Origin of the sequence: uncultured Sneathiella sp., from assembly GCF_963973085.1 — a bacterium.
In the GTDB taxonomy this organism is placed as follows: domain Bacteria; phylum Pseudomonadota; class Alphaproteobacteria; order Sneathiellales; family Sneathiellaceae; genus Sneathiella.
Genome location: NZ_CAXAXA010000004.1, coordinates 119,659 through 132,735 on the forward strand (window position 1 = coordinate 119,659; position 13,077 = coordinate 132,735).

General features: G+C 51.8%; 14 protein-coding genes. 9 read left to right on the top strand and 5 right to left on the bottom strand.

Features of this window, described 5'->3' with window-relative positions:
• Positions 1-266: 266 nt before the first annotated feature.
• From AACZ19_RS11255 to AACZ19_RS11270, 4 genes are all read left to right on the top strand, one after another.
• Positions 267-995, top strand: a complete 729-nt coding sequence (locus AACZ19_RS11255; protein ID WP_339633963.1) for a hypothetical protein — start codon at positions 267-269, stop codon at positions 993-995.
• A gap of 65 nt (positions 996-1,060) precedes the next feature.
• The gene (locus AACZ19_RS11260; RefSeq protein WP_339633965.1) at positions 1,061-1,750 is read left to right on the top strand and encodes a glutathione S-transferase; all 690 of its coding nucleotides are present in this window, start codon (positions 1,061-1,063) and stop codon (positions 1,748-1,750) included.
• The gene (locus tag AACZ19_RS11265; protein ID WP_339633967.1) at positions 1,740-2,237 is read left to right on the top strand and encodes a DUF1643 domain-containing protein; all 498 of its coding nucleotides are present in this window, start codon (positions 1,740-1,742) and stop codon (positions 2,235-2,237) included. Before AACZ19_RS11260 ends, AACZ19_RS11265 begins: the two co-directional genes overlap by 11 nt.
• 13 nt (positions 2,238-2,250) lie before the next feature.
• On the top strand, positions 2,251-2,829 hold the full coding sequence (locus tag AACZ19_RS11270) for a thymidine kinase (protein ID WP_339633969.1): 579 nt from the start codon (positions 2,251-2,253) through the stop codon (positions 2,827-2,829).
• Positions 2,830-2,892: 63 nt separating this feature from the next.
• On the opposite strand, the gene AACZ19_RS11275 is transcribed toward AACZ19_RS11270, so the two are convergent.
• The 4 genes from AACZ19_RS11275 to AACZ19_RS11290 form a co-directional block, all read right to left on the bottom strand.
• Positions 2,893-4,029, bottom strand: coding sequence for an acyl-CoA dehydrogenase family protein (locus tag AACZ19_RS11275; protein WP_339633971.1), 1,137 nt, complete (start codon positions 4,027-4,029; stop codon positions 2,893-2,895).
• A gap of 13 nt (positions 4,030-4,042) precedes the next feature.
• Entirely contained in the window at positions 4,043-5,239 is a 1,197-nt protein-coding gene (locus AACZ19_RS11280) for an acyl-CoA dehydrogenase family protein (protein WP_339633973.1), read from the bottom strand.
• A 173-nt stretch (positions 5,240-5,412) separates the two neighbouring features.
• On the bottom strand, positions 5,413-7,056 hold the full coding sequence (locus tag AACZ19_RS11285; RefSeq protein ID WP_339633975.1) for a rhodanese-like domain-containing protein: 1,644 nt from the start codon (positions 7,054-7,056) through the stop codon (positions 5,413-5,415).
• Positions 7,008-7,589 carry a hypothetical protein gene (locus AACZ19_RS11290; RefSeq protein ID WP_339633977.1) on the bottom strand — a complete coding sequence of 194 codons (582 nt, stop codon included), beginning with the start codon at positions 7,587-7,589 and terminating at the stop codon, positions 7,008-7,010. The genes AACZ19_RS11285 and AACZ19_RS11290 overlap by 49 nt, the downstream gene beginning before the upstream one ends.
• A gap of 93 nt (positions 7,590-7,682) precedes the next feature.
• Between AACZ19_RS11290 and AACZ19_RS11295 the strand changes: the two genes are divergently transcribed.
• A complete protein-coding gene (locus tag AACZ19_RS11295; RefSeq protein ID WP_339633980.1) occupies positions 7,683-9,143 on the top strand; it encodes a M20 family peptidase in 1,461 nt (486 codons plus the stop codon).
• 6 nt (positions 9,144-9,149) lie between these two features.
• On the opposite strand, the gene AACZ19_RS11300 is transcribed toward AACZ19_RS11295, so the two are convergent.
• On the bottom strand, positions 9,150-9,395 hold the full coding sequence (locus tag AACZ19_RS11300; RefSeq protein WP_339633982.1) for a ParB N-terminal domain-containing protein: 246 nt from the start codon (positions 9,393-9,395) through the stop codon (positions 9,150-9,152).
• Positions 9,396-9,501: 106 nt separating this feature from the next.
• Here AACZ19_RS11300 and AACZ19_RS11305 point away from each other — a divergent pair, with 106 nt between their 5' ends.
• The 4 genes from AACZ19_RS11305 (at position 9,502) to AACZ19_RS11320 (ending at position 13,057) form a co-directional block, all read left to right on the top strand.
• Entirely contained in the window at positions 9,502-9,690 is a 189-nt protein-coding gene (locus AACZ19_RS11305; protein ID WP_339633984.1) for a DUF1508 domain-containing protein, read from the top strand.
• 202 nt (positions 9,691-9,892) lie between these two features.
• Positions 9,893-10,303 (top strand): PaaI family thioesterase, encoded by a 411-nt coding sequence (locus tag AACZ19_RS11310; protein ID WP_339633986.1) that lies wholly within the window; start codon positions 9,893-9,895, stop codon positions 10,301-10,303.
• 6 nt (positions 10,304-10,309) lie between these two features.
• On the top strand, positions 10,310-11,248 hold the full coding sequence (locus AACZ19_RS11315; RefSeq protein ID WP_339633988.1) for a threonine/serine dehydratase: 939 nt from the start codon (positions 10,310-10,312) through the stop codon (positions 11,246-11,248).
• Positions 11,249-11,344: 96 nt separating this feature from the next.
• Positions 11,345-13,057, top strand: coding sequence for a long-chain fatty acid--CoA ligase (locus AACZ19_RS11320; RefSeq protein ID WP_339633990.1), 1,713 nt, complete (start codon positions 11,345-11,347; stop codon positions 13,055-13,057).
• Positions 13,058-13,077: the final 20 nt, after the last annotated feature.

Consider the following 13,077-nt stretch of genomic DNA (forward strand, 5'->3'; position numbering starts at 1 on the left):
GCTGATAAATTTGTACTATTTCATTGAAATTTTCAAATTCCCAGGTATGCGCAGGCGTTCTCGGGGCATTTTTTTACACCTATTCGAAAATTATATAATTTTTTATGAAAAATAGCCTGAAATTAACCATAAATCTTTGTTTTTCGGTGGTTTCATGACCATTTAATCGTTAAAATCGTTGCAGCAGCAGAAAATTGGGTTTTATCGGTTTACCGATATTGAGGTTGCGTCAATCATTCGAAGACAGGACTGAAAAAGCGTATCAGATGAGTTTCGCTCGGCATAACCGTGGAAGACCCCTCTTCAGCCAGACCGACCTTGTCTCGGCGCGCGAACGGGCATTGCTTGCTGAAAACCAGCAATTGCGCAACAGGAACAAACGCCTGAAAGACGCCATGTTGACACTTGTAGAGCGCGTTGAAACACAGCTGCCCTATCTTCAAACCCACACCCCGTTGTTTGAAAAGCCTCAGTCTACGGGACGGGAGTGGCAACATAAGCGCGAAAAAGCGCGTTATCGAAACCACTCTCATCAGCAAAATTATTCACCTCCGCCAAAGATGGAAATATACGAAACATACCATGAGCCCATAGAATTCGGGGAGCCTGCACCGGCAATGCGCTTTGATGCCAAGGGCACAAGAAAAACTGAAAAAAAGGCAACAGAATTCAAGCGACAAAGTAAAAATGCCGCAGCAGATTACAGGATTTCACCGGAACTCGCACCTGAGGAGATTGATATCCTGAAATCGCCAACACGGGATCGTCCTCAATCGAAACCACGTGAAAGAAAAACGGTGGATGTTGTCGACCTGCGTCCGTCCGACCCGCCTGAGCAGGAAACGGCGGAATGGTATGAGGCGGGGGACGAAAGCTCCCTCGATATCCCAGATTTTGAATTTCCGGAAGAAGAGCCCGTTCTGGACATCGATTTCGACCGCAAAGAAACTTTGCGGGCAGCCATGCGACGCCGCGTTAACCGGCTTCGCTGGTAAAAACCTCGAAAATCGATATGATGCGACGATGGCGCTTGGTCTATCGCAATATCTGAATTACTGACATGTCCGAATTATCCGAATCCCCGGAAGAACTTCCTCTGCCGATCCTCTACAGCTTTCGGCGGTGCCCTTACGCCATTCGGGCCAGAATGGCAATCGCCAGTTCCGGTGTAGCTGTCGAACTGCGTAACATACTGCTCAAAGACAAGCCGCAAGACATGATCGCGGCAAGCCCGAAGGCGACTGTGCCCGTCTTAAAATGCGCGGACGGCATGGTGATTGACGAGAGCCTCGATATCATGCTTTGGGCATTGGCACAAAGTGACCCTGAAGGATGGCTCCCCGAAGGCACCTCCGTCGAGAAAGAAATTTTTATGCTGATCGCTGAGAATGACGGGCCCTTCAAGTCTAACCTGGACCGGTATAAGTATCACGTGCGCTTTCCCGAGAAATCCCGGGAAGAATATCGAAGAGATGGTGAGATGTTTCTTGAAACGCTGGAGCAGCGCCTCCGCAATCAACCATATCTGGTGACTGATCACCCCACTCTCGCGGATATAGCAATATTTCCCTTTATCCGGCAGTTTGCGAATTCCGACATTGGCTGGTTTGAAAAGGCGCCTTACCCAAACCTGCGACGCTGGCTTGACGAAATGCTCTCGTCCCCACGATTTCGCGATGTGATGCAGAAACGTGAAATCTGGAAAGCAGGAACGAACGGCGTTCCCTTTCCCGCGGCTGATGGAAGCTGAATTCTTTAGACAGTCGGGGGCAGATTTCAGCCCCTGCGACAACTACCGTTATCGTCTCTGGCGGCGATGGGGGGAAGGCCGGTCTGTTGCCTTTATCATGTTAAATCCGTCGACTGCTGACGCCACTCACAATGATCCGACCATTGAAAGGTGCCATCGCCGCGCCGTCGACATGGGTTTCTCCGCAATTGAAGTCGTTAACATCTTTGCCTACCGGGCAACGGATCCGAAGGAGTTGATGAAATATGCCCGCCCAATCGGGCCTGACAACGATGCCATGCTGATAGACGCCGCCAGGAATGCGGATCTGGTTATCTGTGCCTGGGGTGGTCACGGGAATCATATGGGCCGGCATGATGCCGTGCGACAGCTTCTCAGAAAACATGCTATAACGCCGCATATCCTGTCCCTGACCGCGAAGGGATTACCCGGCCATCCGCTTTATCTACCCTATACGCGGCAACCGGTCCCTTGGACAGATTTTTGAATTAGAGAATGTCATGGCTAAACTTTATTTCAACTACTCCACCATGAATGCCGGAAAATCGACGACATTACTGCAATCGAGCTTCAACTATCAGGAGCGCGGAATGCGTCCCTTTCTGTTTACGGCGGCGATTGATGACCGCTATGGCGTTGGTAAAATTTCGTCTCGCATTGGTCTTCAAGCGGAAGCACAACTATTTTCTTCTGATACCAACCTGTATGAAATAGTGGAGTCAGAAGCAAAGCAACACCCTATTGATTGTGTCATGATTGACGAGGCACAGTTTCTCTCAAAAGAGCAGGTATTTGAGCTCACCGAAATTACGGACAAGCTCAAGATCCCGGTTCTCGCCTATGGCCTGAGAACGGATTTTCAGGGAAACCTCTTTGAAGGAAGCCAGTATCTTCTTGCCTGGGCGGATGAACTCCGGGAACTCAAGACTATCTGCCATTGCGGGAAAAAGGCAACCATGGTTATCCGCGTGAACGAAGATGGAAAACCTGCTAGAGAAGGCGCACAAAAGGAAATCGGCGGCAACGACCGCTACGTTGCCCTCTGCCGTCTGCATTTCAAGGAAGCCGTCCATAAATAGAAAAACCGGAAGACCAGCAATGCCCTTCCGGTTTGATAAATCAGCGCTGTCGTCTTAAGGTATTTAGGACGCTAGGGCCGCATATTGCTTGAAATGATAGTCCGTATTGCCGAACAGCATCTCAATTGTTGTCAGGCGCTTGAAATAATGGCCGATTGAATATTCATCGGTCATGCCCATGCCGCCGTGAAGCTGGATGGATTGCTCCCCGATGAATTTTGCGGCCTGGCCGATTTGCGCCTTCGCCGCCGCGACAGCTTTGCGTCGCTCATCCTCATCATCGAGTTCCAGTTTCATCGCCAGCATGTCGGACATGGATTTGGACTGTTCCGCCTCCATATACATATCGACCATCCGGTGCTGTAGCACCTGAAACTTGCCAATCGGCGTACCGAATTGCTTACGCTCCTTGATGTATTCGTTCGTAATATTGTTCGCCGTCCGCATAGCGCCGACTGCTTCCGCGCATAGCGCCGCTATGGTGCGGTCCGTAACATTCTTGATAACAGGATAAGCGCCGCCTTCATCACCAAGCAGAGCGTCAGTGCCGACTTTTACATTATCCAGCTTGATATCTGCCGCGCGTTGTCCGTCAATTGTCCGGTAATCACGGCGCGTAAGGCCGCTGGCGTTGTTATCAACAATAAAGAGAGAGATGCCGGCCTCATCACGTGAACCGCCACTGGTGCGGGCGGAAACAATAATTTTATCTGCCGTCGTCACATGGTAGACAACGGATTTGTGGCCGTTCAGAACATAGCCATCACCGGATTTTCTGGCACTCGTTTCTACGTCATTAAGGTCAAAGCGTGATTGCGGCTCTGCATAGGCGAAGGCGAGCATCATATTGCCTTCAATCACCTCCGGAATGATTGCTTCTATCTGGCTTTTGCTGCCAGCTTCCGCAATAAGGCCGCCGCCCATGATTACTGTGCTCAGGAACGGCTCCAGCACCAGACCGCTACCCATATTTTCCATCATGATAGCCGTTTCAACCGCGGTTCCGCCAAAGCCGCCCACGTCTTCTGAAAAGGGCAGGCCCAGCCAACCGAGTTCCGCCATTTTCTTCCAGTGATCCTTGCTGAAACCAAGTTCCGTATCCGCAAGCTTGGCCCGGGATTCCGGTGAATAGTTATCCTTCACAAACCGCTCAACACTATCCTTGAGCATGTTCTGTTCGTCTGAAAGTTCAAAATCCATCTTATTGTTATCCTTATAATCCCAGAACCATTTTAGAGACGATATTACGTTGAATTTCATTACTGCCGCCATAAATAGTGGCAGCGCGAAGGTACAAATGCTCAGCCATCGGCCCGTGTGCATAATCGGGTCCGACAGGGGCTTCGTTGCGGCCTTCATAGGCCCGCTCTGCCTCATATGGCGCCCCGTACATCCCGAGAGATTCAACCAGCAGGCTCGTTAGCCGTTGCTGGATTTCAGTTCCCTTGATTTTCAGCAATGACGGTTCCGCCGTCAGCGCCTTGCCGTTAGCAATCATCGAGAGATACCTCAGCTCGGTATACTCGACGGCCATCAGGTCTACTTCAATTCGCGTCAGCTTGTTCATGAAGTCCTGATCTTCCGCAAGCGGTTTACCGCCGCTACGCTCCAGCCCGGCGATCTCGCGCAAACGCTCCACCTGACGTTTTGACCGGGCGACACGGGCGATCCCCGTACGCTCATTGCCAAGTAGGAACTTGGCATATGTCCAGCCCTTGTTCTCTTCTCCAATGCGATTTTCGACCGGAACCCGCACATCATCAAAAAAGACCTCGTTCAGACTGTGTTCCTTGTCCAGCCCAATGATCGGTTTCACCGTGATGCCCGGTGTTTTCATATCGATAAGGAGGAAGGAAATTCCTTCCTGTTGTTTTGCGCTGCTATCCGTACGGACAAGGCAGAAAATCATATCCGCGTGTTGCGCAAAAGACGTCCAGATTTTCTGGCCATTGACGACATAATGGTCACCGTCCCGTACCGCCCTCGTCTGGAGTGATGCAAGATCTGAACCCGACCCCGGCTCCGAATAGCCCTGACACCACCAATCATCGGAATTGAGGATGCGCGGCAGGTATTTATCCTTCTGTTCCTGATTGCCGAAGGTATATATCACCGGGCCAACCATGCTGACGCCAAACGGGAGCGCAATCGGCGCCGCCGCATGTCCGAATTCGTGAGAAGCAATATACTTCTGGGTAATGGTCCAGCCGGTACCGCCATATTCCTTTGGCCAGTTCGGCGCCATCCAACCTTTCTCATTGAGAATCTTCTGCCACCTGATCTGCCCTTCCTTTGTAGGATGCAGCCCCCGGTCACAGCGATCTTTCACATCCGCCGGCAGTGAAGACGCAAGAAACTCCCGCACCTCATCTCGAAACGCGAGATCTTCTTTACTAAATGATAAATCCATCCCTGTTCTCCATTATTCTTATGGGTTTCTTAACTGCCCATTTCCTGCCTATGCTAGGGCGGGTTTTTCCCTATTGCAAGTTTGCCGTTCAATATGTCGTTTCGGTCAGGATCAGGCAAGCGTTACCTTGCGTCATTTTCAGGCAATTCCACATATTTCAGAAGGAAACAACCTCAGAGAAGGTGGAATCGGGCCAGTCCGTCACGCTTCACCTGCTGGACAAGGCCAACCTCCCATGTCAGATAGGCCTCCATCCGGCGCCGGACAGCATCCTTGTCGTTTGTATCGTATGGTTTGTACCAGACGTCATCTGTCTTGCTTAAAAGACGAGTATCACCGCTTTCCAATGCGAGTGACGCCGCGGCCCAGGCTTCAGTACCGCCTTCCAGTACGCGAACAATTGTATCTGGGCGAAGCTTCTCTACTTCGGGGGCGGCCAAATGCGCCAGATCTCCATCACGCGACGTCAGGATGATCAATCCGACAGCCGGGATAAAGATATGGTCTTCCTCCAGTCGTGACCGGATCGCCCAGAACGCTCCCGGGACATGCCCACCTCGATACTCAAGGGACGTGGCAAGATCAATTACAGCGACCGGCTCTCCGGAGGAAAGCACCGCATCCAATTCATAGGGTGAAAGGGTTTGGGCGCACGCGATATCGATCGCCGGAAAAACCTCCTGTTCAGTCATCTCCGAGGCTGGCAGGGTCAGCACATATACCTCGGGCCAGTTCATCTGGACAAGCCAGGACGCCGTCATAATCCCCCTGACTGCGTCATCATCCACAAGGACAAGTCGGCTGTTGCGAACAGCGACATATTCATCCGTCGCCTGCACCAGTTGCCCCCCCGGTGCGTGGTAGGCCCACGGCAAGTGACCCGCGCGATATTCGTCCTCGCCCCGAACATCAAGAACATACAGACTGCGGTCCTGCGTCTCATTTTTCAGGGCCTGGAATTCCGCAAGTCCGATTTGCTTTACGCCAAACCGCTCCGCAACCTCTTGCGCCGCTTTCTGGCTTTTTGCGAGCGCGTCTGGTCCCGGAGGGGGCGCAACGGTATCTTCTCGGTGAGCGAGGTCCAAATCGGCCAGATACCAGCCCATAGTACCGTCTTTCAGCGCCGAAACCGGATTTTTTATGCCCGCATTTATCAGGGATTGCGCTCCGATAATACTTCGCGTTCGACCAGCGCAATTGACGACAATCTGGGTTTCCTCGTCCGGGACAGTCTCATATACCCGGTGCACCAATTCGGCGCCCGGCATATCAATGCCGCCCGGTATAGACATACGGTGGAACTCAGGAAAGGGGCGGCTATCCAGAATGACAATGTCTTCACCCGATGCACACCGCGCCGCAAGCGCGCCTGCGGTTACATGAGGCGTTCCGCACGCTTCTTCTACGAATTCACCGAAGGCCTTGCTCGGAACATTCACGCCTGTAAACAACTCCAAGCCTCCATCATGCCAGCCGACCACCCCGCCCTCAACCAAAGATATCCTGTTGTATCCAAGCTCCGCAAGTTTTGCGGCTGCCCGTTCCGCCAGCGGAAGCTCCGGACCCTGATCAAGAACATAAATCTGCACGGAACGGCGCGGCAACAATCGCGGCGCTTTCAGTTCCAGATGGCTTAACGGCAGTGGAACGGCAAAAAAAGGATGCCCTTCTGAATGAACCCCCTGCTCCCGAACGTCAATCAAGGCGTATTCGCCTTCCTCTTCCTTCATGATCCGGTGCAGCGCTGCCGGGGAGATTTTATCGAAACTCAATGCCGTGCCTCGCGGATATCCGTATGCGCCGGAAAGATGTTCCATTCGCGCTTGCGCTCATTCCAGAATTTTCTCTCATGGAGTTGTTCGAGACCCCGACCGTACATATGGAAATTCATGACCGGTTTTCCTGCGTTTATATGGATCGTATGGAATTCCCCAGTCATGATGGCGACTCCCTTTCCCGGTTCCACCATCTTGCTGTCTATCTGTTCCACACCGTCCGGCACTTTTTTATAAAAGCGGTTTTCCTCCTGCCCATCGATTCCGACGATGACGGCCCAGGTGGTATGGTCATGAGGCGGCGCGTTCACATCGCCGCTAGCAACATTCAGATATAAAGCAAAGCCATGGTCCTCATCTTCGGATAGGCGATAGAGACAGCTCCGTCGCTTTGAATCGGCTTCCGGCGGCGGGAAATCCTCAAGTGAAAATAAATCCCGGCGCCGAGCAAGTCCGATCAGATCATCCTTGATGTCGCTCAATATCTCGGGGGTCATTTCCTGATTGGTCGCCCGGTTTCGAATTCTGTCGACGGTCTTTGAAATTGCCTTTCTGCGATCTTCCCCGGCCATCATTCCGCTCCCTTTTTTTATTTGCCTTTATATTTAGCATCCTGCACCTTGCAAGGAAAGGATAACAGCTCAAAAATCCGGCGGAGGCCAAAAGATATGTTCAAGAAAATTTTCCTTGGTTTGATCATTATCCTTGTCATCCTGTTGGGTGTCCTTGCCTTTAAAACCTTTACCAACACGCCAGATATGGTCGCCGTCGACCCGGTTGAAATGTCTTCCTTTGATGTCGATGCCGCGGCGGCGCGCCTTGGGGAAGCCGTCCGGATCAAAACAATTTCCTTAGATCGGGACAGCCCGGTTGCCGTCGCTGAATTCGACAGGCTGCACATACTGATCAACGCCTCTTTCCCGCTCGTTCATCAATCATTAAAGCGCGAGGTCGTGAATGGTCACAGCCTTCTCTATACATGGGAGGGAAGCGACCCGTCGCTGGCTCCGGCCCTTCTGATGGGGCATATGGACGTGGTCCCCATAGAACCCGGCACGGAATCTGATTGGCAGGAAGAGCCCTTCTCTGGCGCAATTAAGGACGGAGCAGTCTGGGGTCGCGGCACTCTCGATGATAAATTATCCGTCTTTGCCATACTGGAAGCGGCCGAACAGCAGCTTGCCGCTGGTTTCAAACCGAAGCGCACCCTTTATTTCGCCTTTGGTCATGATGAAGAGGTGGGCGGCGAGAATGGCGCTGCGGAAATAGCCGCGCTTCTGAAAAGCCGGGGCGCCAGACTGGCCTTCACCCTCGATGAAGGCATGGTCATCGTGCAAGGGTTAATGCCGGGCATTGACGCACCGATTGCCTTCATCGCCCTTGCGGAGAAAGGGTATCTGACACTCCAGCTCACAGCAACGACGGAAGGCGGCCATTCTTCTATTCCACCGCGAACGACCGCCATTGGAAAGCTCGCCCGTGCCATTGCCCGGATCGAGGAAAACCGTCTTCCTGCAAGCTTGGGAAGCCCGGCCTCGGATATGTTCGATACTTTGGCGCCGCATATGTCGCTGCCACTTAAGGCCATCATATCGAACCGCTGGCTGCTCGACCCGGTCCTGGTCAACGAACTTGGCAAGGGCGGGGCTACAAATGCCATGGTACGGACCACGACGGCGGTGACCATTGCTGAAGGCGGAACGAAAGATAATGTGCTTCCTTCCAAGGCGACGGCAACGATAAATTTTCGGCTTTTACCGGGCACGAGCATTCAGGACGTCATCGACCACGTCAGGCATGTCGTTGACGATCCGGATATCGAAATAACGACGAAGCAGGGGAATGAAGCCTCCCGCATTTCCAGCAAGGAAGCTGAGGGATATCAGTTGATTGAGCGTACAATCCGTGAAACCCTCCCCGATGTTCTGATATCCCCGGGGTTAATGCTGGCCGGGTCTGACAGCAAGCATTACGAGGACATTGCCGAGAATAACTATCGCTTTATCCCGATGCGCTTCGGACCCGAGGATTTAGCCCGCGTACATGGCACCAACGAGCGGATTATTATAGAAAATTACGCAGAAATAATTCAGTTCTATCGGCGCCTGATGGAGAATGCGGGCGGTTGAGAAAAGTTAGTGCCGCCGTGCCTGAACGATTATGGCATCAATGTTCTTTTCCCCCAATGCCTTTATTGCTTCCAGCCGGTGCTGTCCCTCGATAAGGACATATCGATCCTGTCCCAAGCGAACCTGAATTGGCGATTTTTGGCCATTTTCGAGGATGTCTTCCGCCAGCTCGTCCACACGCGCCGGGTTCAAAAGTTTCCGCGTCTTGCTTGGCACATAGATTTTATCGGTTTCTATAACGACGGTTTTCATCCAGCATCCCGGGTTCAAGTTGAGAATAGTTGGAATTGCCCTGTTTTCCCTCACAAAAACAATCCCGCAACGTCTACTAACCAGTTGTTAGACGATGGAGAACAGAATGACAGATAAAGGCGATAGAGATAAGTGGGAATTTTATCAGGACCACAATGAAAAACATCATAAATGGCGTTGGCGGAGAACCGCCTCTAATGGCCGGATTGTCGGAGCTTCGACACAAGGGTATGCAGAAAAAGAAGAATGCATTGAAAACGCCGAGCGGAATGGCTTCGACCGGTCAAAAGATTGAATGACCAAACTAGCCTATCACTGGATCGAGCCTTTTGAAGGACGAATATACTTCGTCCTTCTCACCAAATAATATATGCAGGGCGCAATCAACTGCCCGCCAAAATACCCGATCTCGAAATATTCCCTCTCGGCGTAACATACTTGCGCAATCTCAGATATTCGCCATACTTGCCGAAATTTACTGAGATGAGACTTCCTGAATGACTTCCTCCCCCATACCTAAGGGCTTTCGCCCTTACGAATCGCGCGGCCCTTATACGGAAAAAATCGGCCCCCTATATACGAAGTCTGAAGGCGGCAGCACGATCTTTGGATTCCTTGCCGATGAGAGCCATGCCAATAGTAACGGCATTGTTCATGGCGGTATGCTGTTAAGCTTTCTCGATGAGGCGATGGGTCAGAATGTATGGATTTCCGTTGATAAAAAACGCTGTGCGACAATCACGCTCAACAGCGATTTCGTCGCGTCCGCCAAGCCGGGAGACTGGATAGAGGCGCGTTCGAAAATTAGCAAAAAAGGTCTCGCCGTTATATTCGTTCGCGGTGAATTACATGTTGGTGATCAACGTATTCTGGCTGCCGACGGGATATGGAAAATCATTGGAAAATAACAGGTCATGACAACACAATTCACTTATGCGGATATTAAAGCAGCCCAGCAGAGAATTTCCTCATACATTCGCCGAACCCCGCAGATGGACCTGAAACTCGACAATGGGCTTCAGATATTCGCTAAACTTGAAAATCTGCAACTTTCCGGCTCCTTCAAGATACGCGGAGCGTTGAATACAGTTCTGAGCCTGGCTGATGAGGAATTAAAGCGCGGCCTTGTAACCGCTTCAGGTGGCAATCACGGTATGGGGGTTGCAACGGCAGGCGCAATTACGGACACTCCGACAACGATATATCTGCCTGAAAACACGCCGCAATCAAAAATTGATAAATTGCGGAAAATAGCGACCGAGGTGGTGGTCAAAGGGGCCGTCTGGGATGACGCGAATGCCTTAGCATTGGCCGCAGCGGAGGAAGGAAAGTGCTATATTCATCCCTTTGCCGATGTCCGTGTTCTAGCCGGCCAGGGAACGCTCGGTATGGAAATCCTCCAAGATGCGCCGGAACTGGACGTTCTTCTGGTCGCCATTGGCGGAGGCGGTCTAATTTCAGGCGTCGCAACAGCCGTGAAAACCCTGAAGCCGGACATAAAGGTTATCGGGGTCGAGGCGGTTGGCGCCCCGACGTTGAAAGAAAGCATTGACGCGGGTACGCTCGTCACACTTGAAAAAATTGAGACAAACGCAGGAACGCTCGCTCCGCGCCGGTCAGCGGAGATTAACTTTCGGATCATTTCAGAACTCGTCGATGATATTGTTCTGGTAACGGACCCTGAAATGAAAAGTGCCGCCGAGTGGCTTTGGGAAACCGCCGGGCTCGGGGTTGAGCTCTCCGCCGCCGCCGCGATTGCAGCCTTGCGATCCAATCGTTTCAAAGCCGCCTGCGATGCGAATGTGGGAGTGATTATTTGCGGCGCAGGTCCAGATGGATTTACCGCATCCTGAGAATGAAATCTCCACATACGGTTTCCATTGACCCCACTCCCCTTTGCAACGTAACCTGCATAAAACAGGGACGAATATAATGTTCAGGGGAAAACCATGTCAGACTTTCTGTGGGAGAAATCTTACCCCAAAGGGGTAAAATGGGAAATCGAGATCGAGGAGAAACCGGTATATGCCCTTCTTGATGAAGCGGTAAAAAAATGGCCGGACAATTACGCTATCGATTTCATGGACAAACGCATCACCTATGCGGAACTGGATGATATGGTCGACCGGGCCGCAAAGGGATTTCGCGAACTAGGCGTGAAGGAAGGCGTGCATGTTGGCCTTTACCTGCCGAACACCCCACATTACATGGTCTGCTTCTTTGGGATACTGAAAGCTGGCGGGACTGTCGTTAATTACTCGCCGCTTGATGCTGAGCGTGAGTTACGCCACAAGATCGGCGATAGCCATACAGATTTCATGGTTACTTTGGATCTGGAAGTCCTTTACCCGAAGATTGCAGGTATGTTGAAGGAAACCCGGCTGAAAAAGATTATTGTCGGCTGCCTGAAGGAAGTGCTTCCGTTCCCGAAAAACTTCCTCTATCCGATCGTAAAATCAAAGGAAATTTCTAAAGTTCCCGAAGATGACCAGCATATCACCTTCAAGCAGCTATTGGCCAATGATGGGAAAGGCGAGGCCGCGCCTGTTGCAAATCCCTCCGAGAAAGTTGCGGTTCTGCAATATACTGGCGGGACGACTGGATTGCCGAAAGGCGCAATGCTTACCCATAAAAACCTGATCGCCGCGTGCCAGCAGCTTAGGGCCATGCAGCAGGGCGATGAACCCGTCCTTGTTGATGGAACTGAGAAGGTGCTGGCCGTACTGCCGCTCTTCCATATATATGCGCTAACGGTGATCATGAATTTCGGCATTGCCGGTGGCTCGGAAATCATCCTGCATCCAAAGTTCGAGCTGGATGCGGTAATGAAGGATTTGAGCAAGAAAAAGCCCACTGTTTTTCCGGGCGTTCCAACCATGTATATGGCGATTGCCAATCATCCGGACATTGCAAAATTTGACCTTTCCTCCCTTAAGTTCTGCGCCTCCGGGGGCGCGCCCTTGCCCGTTGATGTTCAGGACAAGTTTCAACGCGTGACAGGGTGTCGTCTGCTTGAAGGTTGGGGTATGACGGAAACTTCCCCTTCCGGCACATCTACCCCCATGACGGATAAGCGGGTTGCCGGAGCCGCTGGTGTCCCCCTCCCCGGTATTGAAATCCGAATATTGGATGTGGACGACAAAAACAAGGTCATGCCGATGGGTGAGATCGGAGAGATTGCCATCAAAGGCCCCAATATCATGAAAGGTTATTGGAACAAGCCTGATGTAACGGCGGAAAGCTTTGTGGATGATTTCTTCCTGACAGGCGATACCGGTTATCTTGATGAAGACGGCTATATGCATATTGTCGACCGGACAAAAGACATGATTACATCCGGCGGCTTCAATGTGTACCCCCGCATTATCGAAGAAGCCATTTTCGAGCATCCATCGGTGGCCGAGGTTACAGTTATTGGTATTGCGGATGACTATCGGGGCGAAGCGGCAAAAGCCTTTATCAAACTGTCCCCGAGCGGCAAGGAATTCTCGCTCGAAGAACTTCGTGAATTCCTGAGTGACAAGCTAGGCAAACATGAACTGCCTGCCGCCGTCGAGTTCCGCCCTGAACTTCCAAAAACCCTTGTCGGCAAGCTTTCCAAGAAGGAGCTTGTGGAAGAAGAGCGGCTGAAGCATGAGGCCCGGAAAAAGGCGGAAGCGTAACGCGAACCCACAAGCCGGAG

What these genes read in the sequence shown, in the direction of transcription:
- AACZ19_RS11285 (WP_339633975.1), bottom strand. Translation starts at nt 7,056, where the DNA reads ATGGAACATCTTTCCGGCGCATACGGATATCCGCGAGGCACGGCATTG.
- AACZ19_RS11265 (WP_339633967.1), top strand. Translation starts at nt 1,740, where the DNA reads ATGGAAGCTGAATTCTTTAGACAGTCGGGGGCAGATTTCAGCCCCTGC.
- AACZ19_RS11310 (WP_339633986.1), top strand. Translation starts at nt 9,893, where the DNA reads ATGACTTCCTCCCCCATACCTAAGGGCTTTCGCCCTTACGAATCGCGC.
- AACZ19_RS11315 (WP_339633988.1), top strand. Translation starts at nt 10,310, where the DNA reads ATGACAACACAATTCACTTATGCGGATATTAAAGCAGCCCAGCAGAGA.
- AACZ19_RS11280 (WP_339633973.1), bottom strand. Translation starts at nt 5,239, where the DNA reads ATGGATTTATCATTTAGTAAAGAAGATCTCGCGTTTCGAGATGAGGTG.
- AACZ19_RS11275 (WP_339633971.1), bottom strand. Translation starts at nt 4,029, where the DNA reads ATGGATTTTGAACTTTCAGACGAACAGAACATGCTCAAGGATAGTGTT.
- AACZ19_RS11305 (WP_339633984.1), top strand. Translation starts at nt 9,502, where the DNA reads ATGACAGATAAAGGCGATAGAGATAAGTGGGAATTTTATCAGGACCAC.
- AACZ19_RS11270 (WP_339633969.1), top strand. Translation starts at nt 2,251, where the DNA reads ATGGCTAAACTTTATTTCAACTACTCCACCATGAATGCCGGAAAATCG.
- AACZ19_RS11260 (WP_339633965.1), top strand. Translation starts at nt 1,061, where the DNA reads ATGTCCGAATTATCCGAATCCCCGGAAGAACTTCCTCTGCCGATCCTC.
- AACZ19_RS11255 (WP_339633963.1), top strand. Translation starts at nt 267, where the DNA reads ATGAGTTTCGCTCGGCATAACCGTGGAAGACCCCTCTTCAGCCAGACC.
- AACZ19_RS11300 (WP_339633982.1), bottom strand. Translation starts at nt 9,395, where the DNA reads ATGAAAACCGTCGTTATAGAAACCGATAAAATCTATGTGCCAAGCAAG.
- AACZ19_RS11320 (WP_339633990.1), top strand. Translation starts at nt 11,345, where the DNA reads ATGTCAGACTTTCTGTGGGAGAAATCTTACCCCAAAGGGGTAAAATGG.
- AACZ19_RS11290 (WP_339633977.1), bottom strand. Translation starts at nt 7,589, where the DNA reads ATGATGGCCGGGGAAGATCGCAGAAAGGCAATTTCAAAGACCGTCGAC.
- AACZ19_RS11295 (WP_339633980.1), top strand. Translation starts at nt 7,683, where the DNA reads ATGTTCAAGAAAATTTTCCTTGGTTTGATCATTATCCTTGTCATCCTG.